General features: G+C 49.5%; 16 protein-coding genes and 1 pseudogene. 10 read left to right on the top strand and 7 right to left on the bottom strand.

Annotated elements, in window-relative coordinates; translation table 11 throughout:
* Window positions 1–67 precede the first annotated feature (67 nt).
* Together odhB and EAT1B_RS13015 are read right to left on the bottom strand one after the other, a co-directional pair.
* Complete coding sequence (gene odhB / locus EAT1B_RS13020; protein WP_015881017.1) at window positions 68–1,342, bottom strand: 2-oxoglutarate dehydrogenase complex dihydrolipoyllysine-residue succinyltransferase; 1,275 nt, start codon at window positions 1,340–1,342, stop codon at window positions 68–70.
* A gap of 18 nt (window positions 1,343–1,360) precedes the next feature.
* Window positions 1,361–4,216: a 2-oxoglutarate dehydrogenase E1 component gene (locus tag EAT1B_RS13015; protein WP_015881016.1), complete on the bottom strand. Its 2,856-nt coding sequence runs from the start codon at window positions 4,214–4,216 to the stop codon at window positions 1,361–1,363.
* Window positions 4,217–4,553: 337 nt separating this feature from the next.
* Here EAT1B_RS13015 and EAT1B_RS13010 point away from each other — a divergent pair, with 337 nt between their 5' ends.
* From EAT1B_RS13010 to EAT1B_RS12990, 5 genes and pseudogenes are all read left to right on the top strand, one after another.
* The gene (locus EAT1B_RS13010) at window positions 4,554–5,486 is read left to right on the top strand and encodes an ABC transporter ATP-binding protein (RefSeq protein ID WP_015881015.1); all 933 of its coding nucleotides are present in this window, start codon (window positions 4,554–4,556) and stop codon (window positions 5,484–5,486) included.
* Window positions 5,464–6,201, top strand: a complete 738-nt coding sequence (locus tag EAT1B_RS13005) for an ABC transporter permease (RefSeq protein WP_015881014.1) — start codon at window positions 5,464–5,466, stop codon at window positions 6,199–6,201. The genes EAT1B_RS13010 and EAT1B_RS13005 overlap by 23 nt, the downstream gene beginning before the upstream one ends.
* A 65-nt stretch (window positions 6,202–6,266) precedes the next feature.
* Window positions 6,267–6,815: a cysteine hydrolase family protein gene (locus EAT1B_RS13000; RefSeq protein WP_015881013.1), complete on the top strand. Its 549-nt coding sequence runs from the start codon at window positions 6,267–6,269 to the stop codon at window positions 6,813–6,815.
* Between the two features lie 152 nt (window positions 6,816–6,967).
* Window positions 6,968–8,060, top strand: a pseudogene (tnpB, locus tag EAT1B_RS12995) (IS200/IS605 family element RNA-guided endonuclease TnpB).
* Between the two features lie 161 nt (window positions 8,061–8,221).
* Complete coding sequence (locus EAT1B_RS12990) at window positions 8,222–8,422, top strand: hypothetical protein (RefSeq protein WP_015881012.1); 201 nt, start codon at window positions 8,222–8,224, stop codon at window positions 8,420–8,422.
* A 41-nt stretch (window positions 8,423–8,463) separates the two neighbouring features.
* Here the strand turns inward: EAT1B_RS12990 and EAT1B_RS12985 are convergent, their stop codons facing one another.
* Entirely contained in the window at window positions 8,464–9,243 is a 780-nt protein-coding gene (locus EAT1B_RS12985) for a sulfite exporter TauE/SafE family protein (protein ID WP_015881011.1), read from the bottom strand.
* Between the two features lie 33 nt (window positions 9,244–9,276).
* Window positions 9,277–9,612 carry a rhodanese-like domain-containing protein gene (locus EAT1B_RS15690; protein WP_081432728.1) on the bottom strand — a complete coding sequence of 112 codons (336 nt, stop codon included), beginning with the start codon at window positions 9,610–9,612 and terminating at the stop codon, window positions 9,277–9,279.
* A gap of 154 nt (window positions 9,613–9,766) precedes the next feature.
* On the opposite strand from EAT1B_RS15690, the gene EAT1B_RS12975 reads away from it, so the two are divergent.
* From EAT1B_RS12975 to EAT1B_RS12965, 3 genes are all read left to right on the top strand, one after another.
* Complete coding sequence (locus EAT1B_RS12975) at window positions 9,767–10,063, top strand: rhodanese-like domain-containing protein (protein WP_015881009.1); 297 nt, start codon at window positions 9,767–9,769, stop codon at window positions 10,061–10,063.
* Between the two features lie 28 nt (window positions 10,064–10,091).
* A complete protein-coding gene (locus tag EAT1B_RS12970) occupies window positions 10,092–11,492 on the top strand; it encodes a rhodanese-like domain-containing protein (RefSeq protein WP_015881008.1) in 1,401 nt (466 codons plus the stop codon).
* A gap of 66 nt (window positions 11,493–11,558) precedes the next feature.
* Entirely contained in the window at window positions 11,559–12,680 is a 1,122-nt protein-coding gene (locus tag EAT1B_RS12965; RefSeq protein ID WP_015881007.1) for a redoxin family protein, read from the top strand.
* A gap of 41 nt (window positions 12,681–12,721) precedes the next feature.
* Here EAT1B_RS12965 and nfsA read toward each other — a convergent pair whose 3' ends face one another.
* Entirely contained in the window at window positions 12,722–13,471 is a 750-nt protein-coding gene (nfsA, locus tag EAT1B_RS12960) for an oxygen-insensitive NADPH nitroreductase (RefSeq protein WP_015881006.1), read from the bottom strand.
* Window positions 13,472–13,641: 170 nt separating this feature from the next.
* On the opposite strand from nfsA, the gene EAT1B_RS12955 reads away from it, so the two are divergent.
* A complete protein-coding gene (locus EAT1B_RS12955) occupies window positions 13,642–14,535 on the top strand; it encodes a DNA/RNA non-specific endonuclease (RefSeq protein WP_015881005.1) in 894 nt (297 codons plus the stop codon).
* Between the two features lie 82 nt (window positions 14,536–14,617).
* Here EAT1B_RS12955 and EAT1B_RS12950 read toward each other — a convergent pair whose 3' ends face one another.
* Together EAT1B_RS12950 and EAT1B_RS12945 are read right to left on the bottom strand one after the other, a co-directional pair.
* Window positions 14,618–16,087, bottom strand: coding sequence for a catalase (locus tag EAT1B_RS12950; RefSeq protein ID WP_015881004.1), 1,470 nt, complete (start codon window positions 16,085–16,087; stop codon window positions 14,618–14,620).
* 83 nt (window positions 16,088–16,170) lie between these two features.
* Window positions 16,171–16,767, bottom strand: a complete 597-nt coding sequence (locus tag EAT1B_RS12945) for a hypothetical protein (RefSeq protein ID WP_015881003.1) — start codon at window positions 16,765–16,767, stop codon at window positions 16,171–16,173.
* Window positions 16,768–16,920: 153 nt separating this feature from the next.
* On the opposite strand from EAT1B_RS12945, the gene EAT1B_RS12940 reads away from it, so the two are divergent.
* Window positions 16,921–17,334 (top strand): VOC family protein, encoded by a 414-nt coding sequence (locus EAT1B_RS12940; RefSeq protein WP_015881002.1) that lies wholly within the window; start codon window positions 16,921–16,923, stop codon window positions 17,332–17,334.
* Window positions 17,335–17,354 lie beyond the last annotated feature (20 nt).

Here is a 17,354-nt window from a genome sequence, read left to right as displayed (position 1 = left end):
AAGATTTTTTCTAAAACCTGACATAAAAAAGCACTCGCCCCTAAATAGGAGCGAGTACTTCCTGTTCTTACGCTTCGAACAACAATTGTTCTGGATCTTCAATCATGTCTTTAATGTGCTTGAGGAATGTCACAGCCTCACGACCATCTACGATTCGGTGGTCATACGAGAGTGCCACGTACATCATCGGACGGTTCTCCATTGTATCCGCATCGATTGCGACTGGACGGAGTTGAATCGAGTGCATCCCAAGGATAGCGACTTGCGGTCCGTTCAAGATTGGTGTTGAGAGGAGTGAACCGAACACGCCACCGTTTGTGATCGTGAACGTACCACCTGTCAAATCACTCAACCCGAGCTTGTTGTTACGTGCTTTGTCCGCAAGGTGAAGGATGTCTTTCTCGATCTCCCCGAAGTTTTTGCGATCCGCTTCACGGACGACCGGAACGACGAGACCATCTGGAGCCGAAACGGCGATTCCGATGTCATAATATTTCTTCAAGACGATTTCGTTGCCTTGGATTTCAGCGTTCAAGTAAGGCATCCGCTTGAGAGCCGCTACCGCTGCTTTCGTGAAGAATGACATGAAGCCGAGTTTGACATCGTTGTCTTTCACGAACTTCTCTTGGCGACGTTTACGAAGTGCCATGACCGCAGACATGTCGATTTCATTGAACGTCGTGAGCATCGCTGCCGTCTGTTGCACTTCGACGAGACGGTTCGCGATCGTCTGACGGCGACGTGTCATTTTGATGCGCTCTTCTTCTTTTCCACTTGCAGCCGGTTGTGGTGCCGGAGCTGCTGCCGCTGGCTTCTGCTCTTTCACAGCCGGTTTCTCTTCATGTCTCGATACATCATGGACGTTGATGCGCCCGATTGGATCATTCGTTTGAACGGCTGAGAGATCAATGCCTTTCTCACGAGCGAGTTTACGTGCAGCCGGTGTCGCGATTGGTCCTTTACCAGGGCTCGCAACGTGTTCTTCACGTTTCTCAACTTTCTTGCCTTCCTCGACAGACTCCGTCTTTTTCTCAGTCGGTGCTTCTGTCTTCGTTTCAGTCGCGTTTTCCGTCTTCGTCTTCGTCGCGACAGCCGTACCACCACCTGAACCTGAACCGAGACGTGCGATGACTTCACCGACTTGAACCGTGTCCCCTTCTCCGGCAAGTTGTTCTTCTAACACACCCGCTTCGTCAGCCGGGACTTCGATATTGACTTTATCTGTCTCGAGCTCGACGATGGCTTCCCCTTTTTCGACTTGGTCGCCTGGCTGTTTGAGCCATGTCGCGACCGTTCCTTCCGTAATGGACTCTGCTAACTCCGGTACTTTGATTTCGATCACAATGAGTTCCCCCTTAACTTATTTACGATCTTTTTGATATGTGCTCGTGCCTGCACCGCTCGAGACGACGTCACGAGAGAGTGCTTCACGGATGATGCGTGCTTGTTCTTGTTTATGAGCTGTCGGATTCCCTTCAGCCGGACTCGAACGACGGCGGCGGCCGATATAACGGACATCGAGTCGGTTCGTTGTGACCGCTTCTAAACGAGGCTCGATATATGTCCAAGCCCCCATGTTTTTCGGTTCTTCTTGAACCCAGACGATTTCACGCGCGTTCGGATAACGGCTGATGACATCACGAATCTCACGAACCGGGAACGGGTAAATTTCTTCGACACGGACGATATGCAAGAAGTCGAGTGACTCTTCTGACTTGCCAACCGCTTCCGCGAGGTCGATTGCCATTTTCCCTGTACAGAAAACAAGACGTTCGACTTTCTCTGTGTTCTCCCCGAGACCTGGCTGTTCGACGATCGGCTTGAAGCTCTCTTCCGTGAACGCCTCGACTGGTGACGTGGCGAGCGGATGACGAAGCAGACTCTTCGGTGTCATGATGATCATCGGACGAATCTCTTCTTTCCCGAGCATCTCTGCTTGACGACGAAGAATATGGAAATACTGTGCCGCAGACGAAAGGTTTGCGACTGTCCAGTTTTTCTCCCCGGCAAGTGTCAAGTAACGTTCCATACGTGCACTTGAGTGCTCCGGCCCTTGTCCTTCGTAACCGTGCGGCAAGAGCATGACGAGGCCTGATTTTTGACCCCACTTCGCGCGTCCCGCCGAGATGAACTGGTCGAACATGACTTGCGCCGAGTTCGCGAAGTCACCGTATTGTGCTTCCCACAAGACGAGTGTATCTTGTGCGAATACGTTGTAGCCATATTCAAATCCAAGCACCGAACCTTCTGAGAGCGGGCTGTTATAGACCGAGAACGATGCTTTCGCCGTCGACAACTCATGGAGTGGCGAGAATTTCTTACCTGACTCGACATCGTTCAACATGATGTTTCGTTGGGCGAACGTTCCGCGCTCTGAATCTTGACCGCTCAAGCGGACCGGCGTACCATCTGAAAGAATTGACGCGAAGGCGAGCGTCTCCGCATGACCCCAGTCAATTTTTCCACCTTCGCTGAACGCATCACGGCGACGGTCGAGTACTTTTTGAAGCTTATGGAAGACACCAAAGCCTTCCGGCCAGTTCAATAACTCTTCATTCAATTGCGTGAGGAATTCTCGTTCGACGCTCGTGTCGACTTTCGGGAATCCTTTATGGACCGCATCCGGTAACACGATGTCTGCATCCTCTTCTTCAGAAGGAACGAGATCACGTGCTGCCTTCAATGCCTCTTCGATTTTTTGTTCGATTTGCGCCTTCTCATCTTTCGTCATGACGCCTTCTTCCTCAAGTCGTGCGGCATAGACGTGACGGACAGACTGGTGTCCTTTGATGGCTTTGTAAAGGACCGGGTTCGTGTTCATCGGTTCGTCCATTTCGTTGTGACCGTATCGGCGGTACCCGATCAAGTCGACCAAGATATCTTTATGGAACTTGGCACGATACTCACTGATCAACTTCGCGACGGCAACACACGCCTCCGGATCATCCGCATTGACGTGGAAGACTGGGATCTCGTAGCCTTTGGCGATATCACTTGCGTAACGCGTCGACCGTGAATCGTTCGGGTCCGTTGTGAAACCGATTGTGTTGTTGGCGATGACGTGAACCGTCCCACCTGTACGGTAACCCGTCAAGTTCGTCATGTTGAGCGTCTCCGCAACGATACCCTGTCCTGGGAAGGCCGCATCTCCGTGGATCAAGATTGAGGCTGCCAAATCGTCGTGCTGTACAGCCGATCCTTTTTCAGAACGGTCATCTTGTGCGGCACGTGTATATCCTTCGACGACCGACCCGACGAACTCGAGGTGACTCGGGTTGTTCGCCAAGTTGAGACGGACTTCTTTTTGCTGTTCGACCACTTTCCGGTCAAGACCGAGGTGATATTTCACATCACCTGACCAACCGAAGTTGATGCCGATTGACCCTTCAGATGGAATCAATTCTTTGTTCGGTGCGTGCTGGAACTCCGCAAAAATCATTTCGTATGGTTTGCCGAGAACATGGGCAAGTACGTTCAAACGTCCACGGTGGGCCATCCCGATGTTGATATGTTCCGAACCACTCGAAATGAGGCCTCCGACCATCGCATCGAGAAGTGGCACCATCGCATCCAATCCTTCGATCGAGAAGCGTTTTTGTCCGACGTATGTTTTATGAAGGAATGATTCAAACAGTTCTGTTTCAGCCAAACGTTTGAATAACTCAATCTTTTCTTCTTTCGAGAAGGTTTGCTGTAACGCCCCTTGCTCGACTTGACGGCGAATCCACTTCTTCTCTTCCATGTCATCTAAGTGACGGAGTTCGATGGCGACCGTTCCTGTATACACGTCAAGCAAGTGACGGAATAGTTCCAAGGCGCTCGCGTTTGGTTTTGGTGCATCGTCTGATAATAGGCGGGCTGGAATTTGTTTTAAGTCTTCTTCTGTCAAATCATAGCGTGACAGTTCGAATAACTCCTGCTCGCGCGGATGGTCTTTTAGTGGATAAATATCAGCTGCTTTATGACCGAAAGCACGGATGTCGTTGATGAGCCGTGTCGCCGAGACGACCTTCTCTAAATCAAACGATGGACCCGAGACCGGCACTTCTGTCGGTGTCGACGTTTCCGGTGCCCCAAATTCGTCAAAATATCGGCGCGTTTCTTCATCGACCGATGATGGGTCTTCCAAATATTGTTCGTACAGTTCAATGATGTAGCCTAAGTTAGGACCATAAAATGCTTGCGATTTCTCGTGAACATTCGACGACTCTCCCATTGAATAAATCCCCCTTATCCATTCCTAAACGTCCAATCTGTGAACGCTTTCATTTTAACATGTAGCCCGAAGCAGTTCACCCTTCTCCTGCCCTGGTGAACAAAACCAAATCCTGCCTCTTACGCTCAACTTCATACTACACCTTTCGTCGCAGAAAGACCCTTACAAATTCACAATTCGTCCATACTATTTCAATAAGTTTTGCTTATCGATAAATTGTGTCTTGATGTATTTGTTTCAACAATTTCAAAAAAAGATGAAACCTTATTTCAAACAGCCCCGTAATAGGGAGTGTAGGCATTACACTATTACTCTTAACAGAAAGCTAGGTGACCACATGTTATCCGTACAAAATGTCCATAAAAAGATGGGAAAAGCAACGGTATTGACGAATGTCAGCTTTGATGTCGTTCCAGGAGAAATTTTCGGATTCCTCGGACCGAACGGCGCCGGGAAGACGACAACCATTCGAATCATCACGGGTCTCATGCCTGCGACGCACGGGACCGTGACAGTCGATGGGTATGACGTGGCGAACAACCGCCAAGAAGCGCTCAGCCGAATCGGGGCCATCGTCGAGAATCCTGCATTCTATCCGTACATGACGGGCCGGGAAAACTTGATTCATGCGATGAACTTGATTCCGAACTTGAAAAAAGTCGACTTGAATGCACTCGGTGCCCTCGTCGGACTCGACGGAAAGCTCGATATGAAAGTCAAACAGTACTCACTCGGGATGAAACAGCGCCTCGGGATTGCCCGTGCCTTGTTACATAACCCAAAAGTGCTCATCTTAGATGAGCCGACGAACGGTCTTGACCCAGCCGGGATCGCCGACCTCCGGAATTACTTACGCCATCTTGCGGACCACCGCGGAATCGCCATCCTCATCTCAAGCCATTTATTGAGCGAGATGGAATTGATCACCGACCGTTTCGCAATCATTGACCAAGGACAAATCAAGTCAGTGGAAGACGGACAGACGAAGGCTGACAGCGTCATCCTCTGTAAAGTTGCCAAGGAGCAGATGCACGAGGCACTCGACGTCGCAGCACTCGCCTTCGATGATGTGAAAATCGTCCAGCAGTCTGCCGAGTCGTTTATCGTACCGCGTCAAGAGACAGACATTCCGGTCTTACTGAAACAATTAATCGAGCGCGATATCGCCGTCTATCAGATTGGCATGAAACACGAGTCACTCGAAGAACAATTCTTGAAATTGACGAAAAAAGAAGGAGGTACAAACAATGCGTTCATTACTCAGCAATGAATGGATGAAATGGCGTCGGACGATTAAACCATACGTCGCCCTAGGCGTGTATACAGCAATCATCCTCATCGTATACGCTGTATTAGCAAGCGGAGACGGGACACCAGAAGCGGCATCGTTCTTTGAATTTTCAACGATGGGTGCCATCGCTTTCTTGAGTATCTTTACGATTGTCTTTACGGCAGAGATGGTCGGGAACGAATTGAAATTTGATACGTTGAAACACCTGTTGATGAGCCCGTACTCTCGCGACCGCATCTTATTGTCGAAGCTCGTCATGGCCGTCCTCGTCATGTTGCTTCAATTCGTCTTTATCTTAGTCGTCGCGTTCGGGTTCTCACTCACGTTAGATGGCTCTGTCACATGGGAGGTCGTCCGTCCGATCCTCATCAGTGTGAGCGGACCGATCTTCATCATCTTCTTGACGCTCATGTTCTCGGTCGTCTTCAAGTCGGTCGGCGTCGTCATCGGTTTCACGGTACTCGCGAACTTCGCCTCAAGTATCATCGGCGGTCTTCTCGTTGCTTGGAAACCTGAGCTTGCGAAATGGATTGTCTTCTTGCATACAGACCTTTCCATCTATGACGTTAACCCAGAGTTTATGAAAGCAATGGACGCTACGATGGGCTTCTCGATTTTCTATGTCGCCCTTCATATCATCGCCTTCTATCTCATCACGGCATTTATGTTCCGCAGTAAAACGTTTGCGGAATAAGCATACTTCAAATGAAAAAGTGGTACCTCTTTGCTATAGGAGTTTTATAGTAAGGAGGTATTTCTATGTCTAAAACGGCATTACTCATTATTGATTTGTTCAATGATTTTGATTTTGAAGGTGGCGACATGCTACGTAAACATACGGAAGCGATTGTTGAACCGATTCTCGAGCTTAAAAAGCATTTTAAAGAGTTGGACTTGCCCGTCATTTATTGTAATGATAACTTCGGACAATGGAAAGATAGCACGGAAGACATCATTGAGTATGTAAAAGCTTCTAAGGGTGAACATATTGCCTCGCAAATCGAACCGGAAGATGAAGAGTATTTTATTATAAAGCCAAGGCACTCCACTTTCTTTGGAACTCAGTTAGATATTTTACTTCGTCAGTTAAACGTGACAAAATTGATTTTAACCGGAGTCGCGACGGATATTTGTATCCTCTTTTCTGCCAATGATGCATATATGCGTGACTATGATATATATGTACCTCGTGATTGTGTGGCGGCAGAAACATCCAAACGTCACGAAAGTGCCTTGACGATTATCGATGAAGCACTGGGAATTGAAATATCTCCTGTGTCTGAATATATGAGTCACATTCAAAAGTGATTTATAGTAATCAGCGTGGTCACAAAATCCCAACATTTAGAACGTTTTTAAGCTCTTCTTTTAACTAAATCAGGCGAGAATTCTCCCTCCCCCTCCACGGGTATCGGATGAGGAGGACACATCACGATCTTCGGAAGGGAGGAGGGACGGACATGCTGAAAGGCTATAAATATAGGCTTCACCCGACGCCGGCACAGGAAGAGTTCCTCATCAAGACGATCGGCTGCGCACGGTTCATCTACAACAAGCTGCTCGAGGACCGCATCGCCATCCGCGAGGAGGCGAAAGCGGGGGACGGGACGAGACGGAAACCGGCGACACTCGCCTCTTACAAGCGCCTGTTCCCGTTCCTCGCCGAGGCGGACAGCCTCGCGCTCGCGAACGCGAAGCTGAACCTCGACACCGCGTTCGCGAAGTTCTTCGCCGGGACGGGCGGCTTCCCGGTGTTCAAATCGAGACGACGTTCGCGCGCCTCCTACACGACGAACAACCAGCACGGCACGATCCGCATCGAGAACGGCAAGGTGAGACTGCCTAAAATCGGCTTCGTGAAGTTCGAACAACATCGTCCGTTCGAGGGAATCATTAAGTCGGCGACGGTCTCGATGACGAGGACGGGCAAGTTCTTCATCTCCATCCTCGTCAATCAAGATGAGGAAAAGTGGATCCCAGCCGAGAACAAGGTCGGAATCGATCTCGGCCTAAAACACTTCGCCGTCATGACGAACGACACGATGGTCTCGGAGAAGATTGACAACCCCCGACTCATCCGGAAGTCCGAAGCGAAGGTCAAGAAGGCGCAGCGCGCTTTGTCACGCAAGAAGATCGGGAGTAAGAATCGTGAAAAAGCCAAGTTACTTTTGGCCAAGAAACACGAAAAGATCGCGAACCAACGCAAGGACTTCCTTCACCAAGCTGTCGAGACGGATCGTTGACGAGAACCAAGTCATCGTCGTGGAGACATTGAAGTCGAAGGACATGATGAAGAATCACAAGGTAGCGAAGTCCATCGGGGATGTCAGTTGGTACGAGTTCGTCCGACAGTTGGAATACAAATGCAAGTTCTACGGACGGACGCTCATCAAGGCAGACCCCTGGTTCGCATCGACGCAGATCTGTTCTTCTTGTGGCGTCAAAGGCGAGGAGAAGACGATGGATGTTCGTGAATGGAAGTGTACTCATTGCGGTGTTCATCATGATCGAAACATCAACGCGAGCATCAATCTGTTGATGTTGGCAAACTAAAACGAATTCCTTCAGGGTGGGAACCCCCCGACGAGCTTGGTAAATAATCGTGGCTAATAAAAGTACGATCTTCCCAAGAAGCTCCCCCTTCAATTTGCGAAGCAAATAAGTGGCGAGTAGTTCACGCTATTCTTAAGTTATAACGGTCAGTAAAGGGTGTGATGTTTTTGTACCTAACAATCGGATTAGCCTTGCTCGTCTGTTTGATTGCAATGATTTTCACTATTATGGTCGGGCTCGGGAAAGACCGCTCCACGTACAGTCAAAAGAGGAGCTGGTCGATGGTATCTTGGCTCTACATCATCTTGCTCCCTGTCTCGTTCATCGGACTCGGACTCCTCTACTATTTCATTACGAAATAACACAAAAATCACGATGCCAGCATATAGGCATCGTGATTTTTTTATGCAATCAAGTCACTCCAGATTTTGATGGTACTCGCCAAGATGAGTAACGCCAAAATCCATTGCAGGGCTTTCGTATTCATGTTCTTCCCGACATTCGCCCCAATCGGTGCGGCAATCAGACTCGCGATGATCATAATGACGGCCGGACCCCAGACGATTTGATCGGTGATGATCTTACCGAACGTCGACCCGATCGACGAGATGAAGGTGATGGCGAGCGAACTCGCGATTGCCATCTTCGTCGGGATGCGTAAGACGACGAGCATGATCGGCATGAGAATGAACGCTCCCGCTGCTCCGACAATCCCTGCCGCAATTCCCACGACGAATGCTGAACTTGCGGCGATCACTTTGTTGAACTGCACTTGATCAAGTGGCATGTCATCTACTTGTGGTTTCGGCAAGAACATCATGATGGTGGCAATCGTTGCGAGTACGGCATAGACGACATTGATCATCGTCTCCGAAAGAATCGTCGATCCGTAACCACCGATGAAACTACCAATTAATACCGACACCCCCATGTAGAGAATCAACTGCTTGTTTAAGTATCCACCTTTACGATAAGCATAAATCCCGCCGATTGTCGCAAAGAACACTTGAATCGCACTGATTCCGGATACTTCATGCGCGCTGAAAGCCGCGAACCCTAGAATTGGTGGAATGTATAGCAACATCGGATACTTGATGATTGATCCACCAATCCCGACCATCCCAGAGATGAACGACCCGATAAATCCAATTAGAAAAATTGTAATGATAAACCCGAACTCCATATAGACTCCTCCATTTGTTTTCGTCTTCTCTACTTATTCAATCGATTCCCAAGCCATCATCCCGCCTGATACGTCATAGATTTCCGTATAGCCAGCATCCTGTAATTGACTAGCCGCCTGGGCACTTCGGTTACCGCTCCGACAGATCACATAGATTGGTTCATCTTTCGGATACGGCAGTTGATTTGCATTTAATGAAGAAAGTGGTGCGTTCACCGCCCCTTCAATATGCCCCCCCTCGTATTCAGACGATTCTCGTACGTCAAGGAGCATTATTTCCTCGTTTTCCAATTTGTTTTGTAGAGTTTTAACGTCAATTCTCGTAATTCCATCCTTTTCTGATGTGATTACAAAGATAAAAATCGCCATTAAAGCCAAAACTCCGACAAATAAGGAAATTCTCTTCATGTTTTCCCCTCCAATTCTTTTCACTTGCGCTCATTATACCTTAGGGGGTATATTAAAGCCAACGAAACATTCTCGTTGCCAATAACCTTAACCATGAAAAGGAGATCACAGACTCATGAAGACGATTACGACTACTGAATTAGAAGCGTTACTTCAAGCAGACGACTCACTCAACCTCATCGATGTGCGAGAGGTAGACGAATATGCTGGAGGTCACATCAAACAAGCGAAGAACGTACCACTTTCTGAATTCGGGGCAAAAGTCGATGAGCTCGATCGCTCTAAACCGATTCACGTCATTTGCGCAGCCGGCGGACGCAGCATGAACGCATCTGCCTATCTCGATTCACTCGGATTCGATGTCACGAACGTCGACGGTGGAATGATGAGCTGGCAAGGCGAAGTCGAATAAACGATTACATCCATAGGGGGAAATTGATATGCTATTACGTTATTTTTATGATGAAAAATTAGCACAAGCTTCATATATAGTCGGTTGCCAAATGACGGGAGAAGCCATCGTCATCGACCCGGCCCGTAACATCGAACCTTATCTTCAAGAAGCGAAAAAAGAAGGCATGAACATCGTCGCAACGGCAGAGACGCATATCCATGCAGACTTTGTGTCCGGTTCACTCGAACTTGCGAAGCGCACAGGTTCGAAAGCCTATCTATCAGACGAAGGTGATGCTTCTTGGAAGTATACATTCGCGAAAGAAATCGACGCACAACTCGTCAAAGAAGGCGACACGTTCAAAATCGGAAACGTGACACTTGAAGTCATGCACACACCGGGTCACACACCGGAACATATCTCGTTCCTCCTGTATGACCGGAACCAGACACAACCGATGGGGATCTTCACAGGCGATTTCGTCTTCGTCGGGGATATCGGTCGCCCCGACCTTCTCGAAGAAGCAGCCGGTGTGAAAGGAACGACGGCAATCGGCGCGGAACAAATGTTTGATTCACTCAAAAAGTTCATGGCGCTTCCTGACTTCGTTCAAGTTTGGCCAGGACACGGTGCCGGCAGCGCTTGTGGGAAAGCGCTCGGCGCGATCCCAACATCGACGGTCGGTTACGAGAAAGCGACGAACTGGGCGCTTCAAATGACGGATAAAGATGCCTTCATCAAAGAGTTGACGACGGATCAACCCGAACCACCGAACTACTTTGCCATGATGAAAAAAGTAAACAAAGAAGGTATCCAAGTGACGACGGAAGTCGCTCGTCCTGAAGTCGTCGGGTCGGACCGTCTCGATACACTCGTCGAAGAGACGCAAGTCATCGACACGCGTAAAGGAGAAGACTTTGCGAACGGACACGTACCAGGGACAATCAACATCCCGTACAACAACAAGTTCGTCTCGTGGGCTGGCTGGCTCGTCAACTTCGACAAAGACATCACACTTATCGCAAGTGCGGATGACGTCGATCAAGTGCAGACCGACCTTCAATCCATCGGTCTCGATCGCCTTCGCTTCATCGTCCCAGTCGAAGAGCTCGACGCATCACTTTTGACGGAAACGTATACGGACGTGACGGCAGAAGAAGCAATCGAAGCTGCTGAAAAAGGTGACGTCTTCGTCCTCGACGTTCGAAACGCGACAGAATGGAACGCGAGCCATTACGAAAAGGCAGAGCGCATCTTGCTCGGTAAGCTCGCACGTGATCACGAAGGTCTACCGACAGATCAAACGATTGCGGTTCATTGTGCATCAGGCGTCCGCTCACGCATGGCGGCAAGTGTCCTTCAATCGCTCGGCTACAAAGATATCCACAATATCCTCGGTGGCTACGGCGCGATGAAGACTGTCTTGAACGCTCAACAGATCAAGTAATGCTATACTGACCATAAATATGGCGCCCGCTTCGAGAGGGGCGCCTTTTGTTTAGGAGGGAAAGACGTGGTCGCCATCGGTCCACTCAACATTCGTTTCGATTTACTCATCTTTTTACTAAGCCTTGCCGTCCTTTACGGCATCTTCCGCTTTCTCGGGTTGTCGAGTAAACAGCGTGAAGCCGTCATCGGGACCTGGTTCTATGGTTTTCTTGCCTGGAAAGGAAGTGCCATCGTCATCGGTCTGTTGACGACACGTGACCTATCGCTCGCGCTTTACGCCACAGGAGGCGTATGGTCTCAATGGATTGCGGCTGCTGTCGTCCTTTGGTTCGTCTATCGACTGGACCGGAACCTTTTAGGGTATTGGGTGCTGAGCGGGCTTCTCATTTGGCTCGGGATGACACTCGCGGTTCCCGTATACGGGACGATTTTGAACCTTTCCGACCAGCCGATTCATCTATGGAGCGCTGCCCTTCTCCTCATACTATTTGGGATGACGTGGCGCTGGATGCATGCGCCGACTCGCGGACACATCCTTTGGACAGTATGCGGTGCATCCGGCATCTGGCTGTTTCAGTCGTATGCGGTTGGACAAGTTCAATGGTGGATGATGGGCATCTCCCTCATCCTGTTCGGGCTTTCGCTCTATGTCGCTCGTCCTTCAAAGAAAGCGATTCAAATTAGTATCGGAGTCCTCGTCTTGCTTGCGGTCGTGAATGCTGCTCTACCGGAACGCGCGACACAAACGATCACGACAGAGACGGCATCGACCGGTTTGAACATCGGGCAAATCCCCCCATCGTTTAAGTTACAACGAACTGACGGGAGCACGTTCGACTTAGCATCGTTACGCGGTCAACAAGTCGTCGTTAACTTCTGGGCGTCCTGGTGCCCGCCTTGTCGGGCGGAGATGCCGGATATGGCGGTGTTCGCGAAAGAACGAGATGAAGTGACGATTGTCGCCGTCAACACGACGACGAGCGAACGTGACCCGGACGATGCCATCTCGTTCGTCGAACCGTACGAAGACGCGTTTACCGTCGTCTATGACCGTGACGGTCAAGTCGGAGATGCGTATCGGATTCAGGCGATGCCGACGACATATGTGCTCGATGAATCCGGTGTGATCATCGCGAAACAATTCGGTGCCATCGACAAGAATTGGCTCGACGCCCAATTGAATTGAACATGACAAAACCGCCGACAGTGATTTGTCGGCGGTTTAACTTATTGCTTCAAATAACCTTGTGCTTTCAAAAAGTCTTTGACGTCAAGACGCGTCGATTTTGACAACATGCGCCCCATTTGGCCAGTCCACGTATCTTTACGCGGGTTCGATCCACGGACCATGTAGTAATCGTGGATTAACGCATCGTAATCGGAAAGGGACTGCTTGATCCGTTCTGGATTCGCTTCATACGTATTTTCATGGTAGACATGTTGGAACGGTAAGCGTGGTTTTTGATCCTCGACTGAGGCCGGTACACCGACGGCCATCCCGAAGAGCGGAATGACCCGTTCCGGTAATGCGAGCACTTCTTTCACCGCAAAGAGGTCGTTCCGAATGCCACCGATATAACAAATTCCGAGCCCCATCGACTCTGCCGCCACTGCTGCATTTTGAGAGGCAAGTGCAGCGTCGATCACCGCGACAAGCAACTTCTCATCCGTCTCAAGTGTTGAGGACACTTCTGTTTCTTGCAGTTCACCAATCACTTCATGGCGGTGCAAATCCGCACAAAAAACGAAGAAGTGACCGTTCTCGACGACATAGGACTGGTTGCCCGCAATCTCGGCAAGTCGTTCCTTTTTCGCTTCATCGGTCACCCCGATGATGGAGTAGGCTTGGATAAAGCTCGACGTCGATGCCCGTTGTGCGCTCTCGACGATGGTTTGGATCTGTTCGTCTGTCAATTTCTCGTCCGTAAAATCGCGGACGGAACGGTGTTTCAATAAGGTCTCAATCACTTCGTTCATACGTTCTTCCCCCTTTTTTTCAATCTTGGCATAAGCTCTCTGAATCCACAAATGAGAGGAATCCATCGAGCACATTTTGAGGGAAGACGCTCAAATCTCGTCTTCTTATGCTATCATTATAAGCTACATAGTAAATACGATAGCGTAACTTCGAATAAGGAGCGATATAGATGAAAAGAATACCATTTTACATCCCATTCCTACTTGGGGTGCTATTCCTCTCAGGCTGCACGGATGCCGACGTGAGTGTCTCGACGTCGACGTCAACCGAAGAAACAGTGGAAAAGGAACCTTTACAAGAGGAACAAACCACCGAGCCCCCTAAATCTGAAGGTGATGTATTTGAAGGCTATACGAAGATCGAGGTCGATGGCGGCGATCAGTCCGGCACACGGGAGGCGAATGTCGTCGTTGATATCGGCTTTGGCGACCGAGAGTACTGGGCGTTCACGAACGAACACGGTCAACTGGTTCGCGTGATTGCTGATGAGATCATTCTTCAAAACGACGAGACCGAAGACGTCAATTCTTCAGGACGCTATTATGCAGACGAGGCGAAAGTTCCGGGTGTCGAAGACCCGAACCTCGACGAAGGCCATATCATCGCCGATTCACTTGGCGGTGTCTCGAACGCCTATAACATCACGCCACAAAACAGCGCACTCAACCGTTACGGCGACCAGGCATTCATGGAAGATGTCATCCGGAAGGCTGGCGGGGCGAAAGACTTCGAAGCCATCATCACCTATCCGAACACGACGACTCAGATTCCTTCCCGCTACCAATACACGTATACCGTACGGGGCAATACGGTCACCGATACGTATGATAACGTGGATCCGGAGGAAGTGAACGAATCGCTCGGGTTGACGGATGATTCCCCTCCTGCAGTGACGACGGAACCAGTCGAGGAACGGGAATTATCCGATATCGACCTTGACGGAAACGGACAAGTGACAATCAAAGAAGCAAAGAACGCCGGATTCGAGATGCCGATCACGCGTGACCATTGGTTGTACAAGTATATGGACGACCGGGACGGTGACGGGATGGTCGGTGAATAACCACGATTGACGAGACGTTTCTCAATGAGAGGAACGTCTTTTCGCATACAAAAAACCGCGGTACAAGACCGCGGTTACATGTTTAGTTCGACATTTGATTCAAGAATGGTGCGAGATCGACGTTCAACTCATTCGAGAGACGCTCCCCGAGTTCACGGTCTGCACGATAGAAGTTGCAAATCAAGAGGAGAACGGTCTTCTCATGACGAACTTCTTTGATGTGAGCGACGAGGTTACGGATGAGCGCATCCTTCTCTTCTTGAGAATAGCGGCGATACACTTCTCCCGCTTGACCGAAATCGTTCGTCTTCTCAATCTTCTGACGACCCGTCACGCCTGTGATCGGTTGCGGTGTCTCAATATAGTCCGCATTCGGCTTCGGCGCGTCTTCGTAACGGTTCGGCTCGTAGTTGACCGGGCTCGTCTGTTGCTTAAACGGCATCGCCCCGTCACGCTGGTTGTTCGCGACTTGAGCGAACGGGCAGTTGATCGGAAGTTGGAGATAGTTCGGTCCGATACGGTGACGCTGCGTATCCGAATACGAGAAGAGTCGTCCTTGGAGCATCTTGTCTTCTGACGGCTGGATCCCTGGAACGAGAACACCCGGGTTGAAGCCGACAGATTCTGTCTCGGCGAAGAAGTTGTCGACGTTTTTATTGAGGGTCATCGTTCCGACCAATTGATACGGGATGACATCTTCGAACCAATCCTTTGTGGCATCGAGCGGGTCGAAATCAAAGTTGTCCATGTCCGCCGGGTCTAAAATCTGTACATATAGATCCCATTCCGGATAGTCTCCATTTTCAATCGCGTTGAACAAGTCACGTGTCGCATGGTTGAAGTCTTCCGCTTGGATTTTCGCCGCTTCTTCCATCGACAAGTTTTGAATGCCTTGCTTCGGTACCCAGCGCATCTTTATGTACACCGTGTTGCCGAATTCATTCACCCACTTGAAGGAATGGACAGATGAGCCGCGCATATGGCGATACGATGCCGGGATGCCTTCGTCACTGAATAAATGAAGAAGCATGTTCGTTGATTCAGGCGTAAGCGACATGAAGTCGAAGAAGCGGTCCGGGTCTTGAAGGTTCGTTTGTGGGTCCGGCTTGAGCGAGTGAATCACATCTGGGAATTTAATCGCGTCACGGATGAAGAAGACCGGTAAGTTGTTTCCGACGAAGTCATAGTTCCCTTCTTCCGTATAAAACTTGACGGCAAAACCGCGTGGGTCACGAAGTGTCTCCGGTGAACCCAATCCGTGGATGACGGTCGAGAAACGTGCAAATACAGGCGTCTCTTGCCCCTCTTCTTGCAAGAATGCGGCTTTTGTATATCGTTTCATACTATTTTTTACAGTGAAGACACCATGTGCCCCTGCGCCTCTTGCATGAACGACTCGTTCTGGTACACGTTCACGATCGAAATGCGCTAATTTCTCAATTAGTTGGTAGTCTTCGAGAAGCGTCGGGCCCCGACGACCCGCAGTGATGGAGTTGGCGTTATCCCCGATTGGTACGCCTTGGTTAGTAGTTAGTTGACGGTGTTGATCCATATGATTGCCTCCCATTATTTATAATCATTACAATCTTGATATTAATCAAAGATTAGAATGATTACAAATAAAAAGCTCGTGAATCACGAACTTTTTTTCATATGTCTCTTTTGTTTGGCTTTTTCACGTTGATGGAGCGTCACGACGAAAAATGCTGCCAAGACACCACCGAGGGACCCCGCGATGATGTCGACCATTGTATCGTTATTCCCGTTTCCTTGCATCGTCGTGTTTAAGACGACGTCAGATGTGAATTCATACATTTCCCAAAGCGCCGCCCCGGCCATGGAAAAGACGACAATGTATACGAACAAAAATCGTTTCGGAATCTCGGTTCGAATATCCTCATCGAGCCGACTAAAGAAGTCGAACCCAAGGAATGCAAGAAAGATGCCGCTTAATAGATGAAGGAACGTGTCCCACCAACCATTCCCGTATAGTCCGACAATCGAACCTAAATACTGTGAGGCAAACAAGAACAGGATATACGCCACCTTCATCTTGCCGTCGAGTTCCGTCTTAAACGTCTTTTCAATGAAAAACGGGATGAGCCCGGAAATGATTCCGGCCCCCGCAACACTCGCATCGAACCACGATTCTTCAATGATCGATGTGACGAGTATGATCGCCATGAACAAGACGAATCCAAATTCGAGGATACGTCCTTTCGTGAGCTTCATGATGCTTCGCCTTCTTTCTAGTTTGTTCTCTATATGGTCTATTCCCAACTCTCAATCGCGTTCAACCTATACGATGTAATTTAGTTAGACACATTTGCATTTTGCGAACATATGTTCTATAATGAATATTATGAATCCGAGGAGGAACTTGCTATGCCGATCAATCCGTATCTCAACTTTAATGGGAATTGCCGCGACGCCGTGAACTTCTATGCCGATGTGTTCAACCACGCTGCTCCAGACATCATGACGTTCGGTGATCAACCTGGTCCAGACGGTCAACCGGTGCCGAGTGAAATGGCCAATCTCGTGCTGCATACCCGACTCTCGATTCACGGCTCATCGCTCATGTTTTCCGATGCGATGCCTGACGGACCGGTCACGTTCGGGGACAATGTCACGCTCGCCGTCGTCACGGACGACCTCGATGCCATCCACCGTGAGTTCGAGGCGCTCTCTGTGAACGGACGTGTTTTGATGCCGCTCCAAGAAACGTTTTGGAGCAAGGCGTACGGCATGCTCGAAGATCAGTTCGGTGTCCAATGGCAGTTCAGCCACGAAGCATAAGAACGACAAAAATCCCCGAT

The sequence above is a fragment of the Exiguobacterium sp. AT1b genome (assembly GCF_000023045.1).
Lineage (GTDB): Bacteria > Bacillota > Bacilli > Exiguobacteriales > Exiguobacteriaceae > Exiguobacterium.
This window is presented reverse-complemented; position numbering and strand designations above follow the sequence as displayed.

Excerpts from the sequence above, each read along its gene's own strand:
- EAT1B_RS13015 (WP_015881016.1), bottom strand. The coding sequence starts at position 4,216 with ATGGGAGAGTCGTCGAATGTTCACGAGAAATCGCAAGCATTTTATGGT.
- EAT1B_RS13010 (WP_015881015.1), top strand. The coding sequence starts at position 4,554 with ATGTTATCCGTACAAAATGTCCATAAAAAGATGGGAAAAGCAACGGTA.
- EAT1B_RS13005 (WP_015881014.1), top strand. The coding sequence starts at position 5,464 with ATGCGTTCATTACTCAGCAATGAATGGATGAAATGGCGTCGGACGATT.
- EAT1B_RS13000 (WP_015881013.1), top strand. The coding sequence starts at position 6,267 with ATGTCTAAAACGGCATTACTCATTATTGATTTGTTCAATGATTTTGAT.
- EAT1B_RS12990 (WP_015881012.1), top strand. The coding sequence starts at position 8,222 with ATGTTTTTGTACCTAACAATCGGATTAGCCTTGCTCGTCTGTTTGATT.
- EAT1B_RS12985 (WP_015881011.1), bottom strand. The coding sequence starts at position 9,243 with ATGGAGTTCGGGTTTATCATTACAATTTTTCTAATTGGATTTATCGGG.
- EAT1B_RS15690 (WP_081432728.1), bottom strand. The coding sequence starts at position 9,612 with ATGGCGATTTTTATCTTTGTAATCACATCAGAAAAGGATGGAATTACG.
- EAT1B_RS12975 (WP_015881009.1), top strand. The coding sequence starts at position 9,767 with ATGAAGACGATTACGACTACTGAATTAGAAGCGTTACTTCAAGCAGAC.
- EAT1B_RS12970 (WP_015881008.1), top strand. The coding sequence starts at position 10,092 with ATGCTATTACGTTATTTTTATGATGAAAAATTAGCACAAGCTTCATAT.
- nfsA (WP_015881006.1), bottom strand. The coding sequence starts at position 13,471 with ATGAACGAAGTGATTGAGACCTTATTGAAACACCGTTCCGTCCGCGAT.
- EAT1B_RS12955 (WP_015881005.1), top strand. The coding sequence starts at position 13,642 with ATGAAAAGAATACCATTTTACATCCCATTCCTACTTGGGGTGCTATTC.
- EAT1B_RS12950 (WP_015881004.1), bottom strand. The coding sequence starts at position 16,087 with ATGGATCAACACCGTCAACTAACTACTAACCAAGGCGTACCAATCGGG.
- EAT1B_RS12945 (WP_015881003.1), bottom strand. The coding sequence starts at position 16,767 with ATGAAGCTCACGAAAGGACGTATCCTCGAATTTGGATTCGTCTTGTTC.
- EAT1B_RS12940 (WP_015881002.1), top strand. The coding sequence starts at position 16,921 with ATGCCGATCAATCCGTATCTCAACTTTAATGGGAATTGCCGCGACGCC.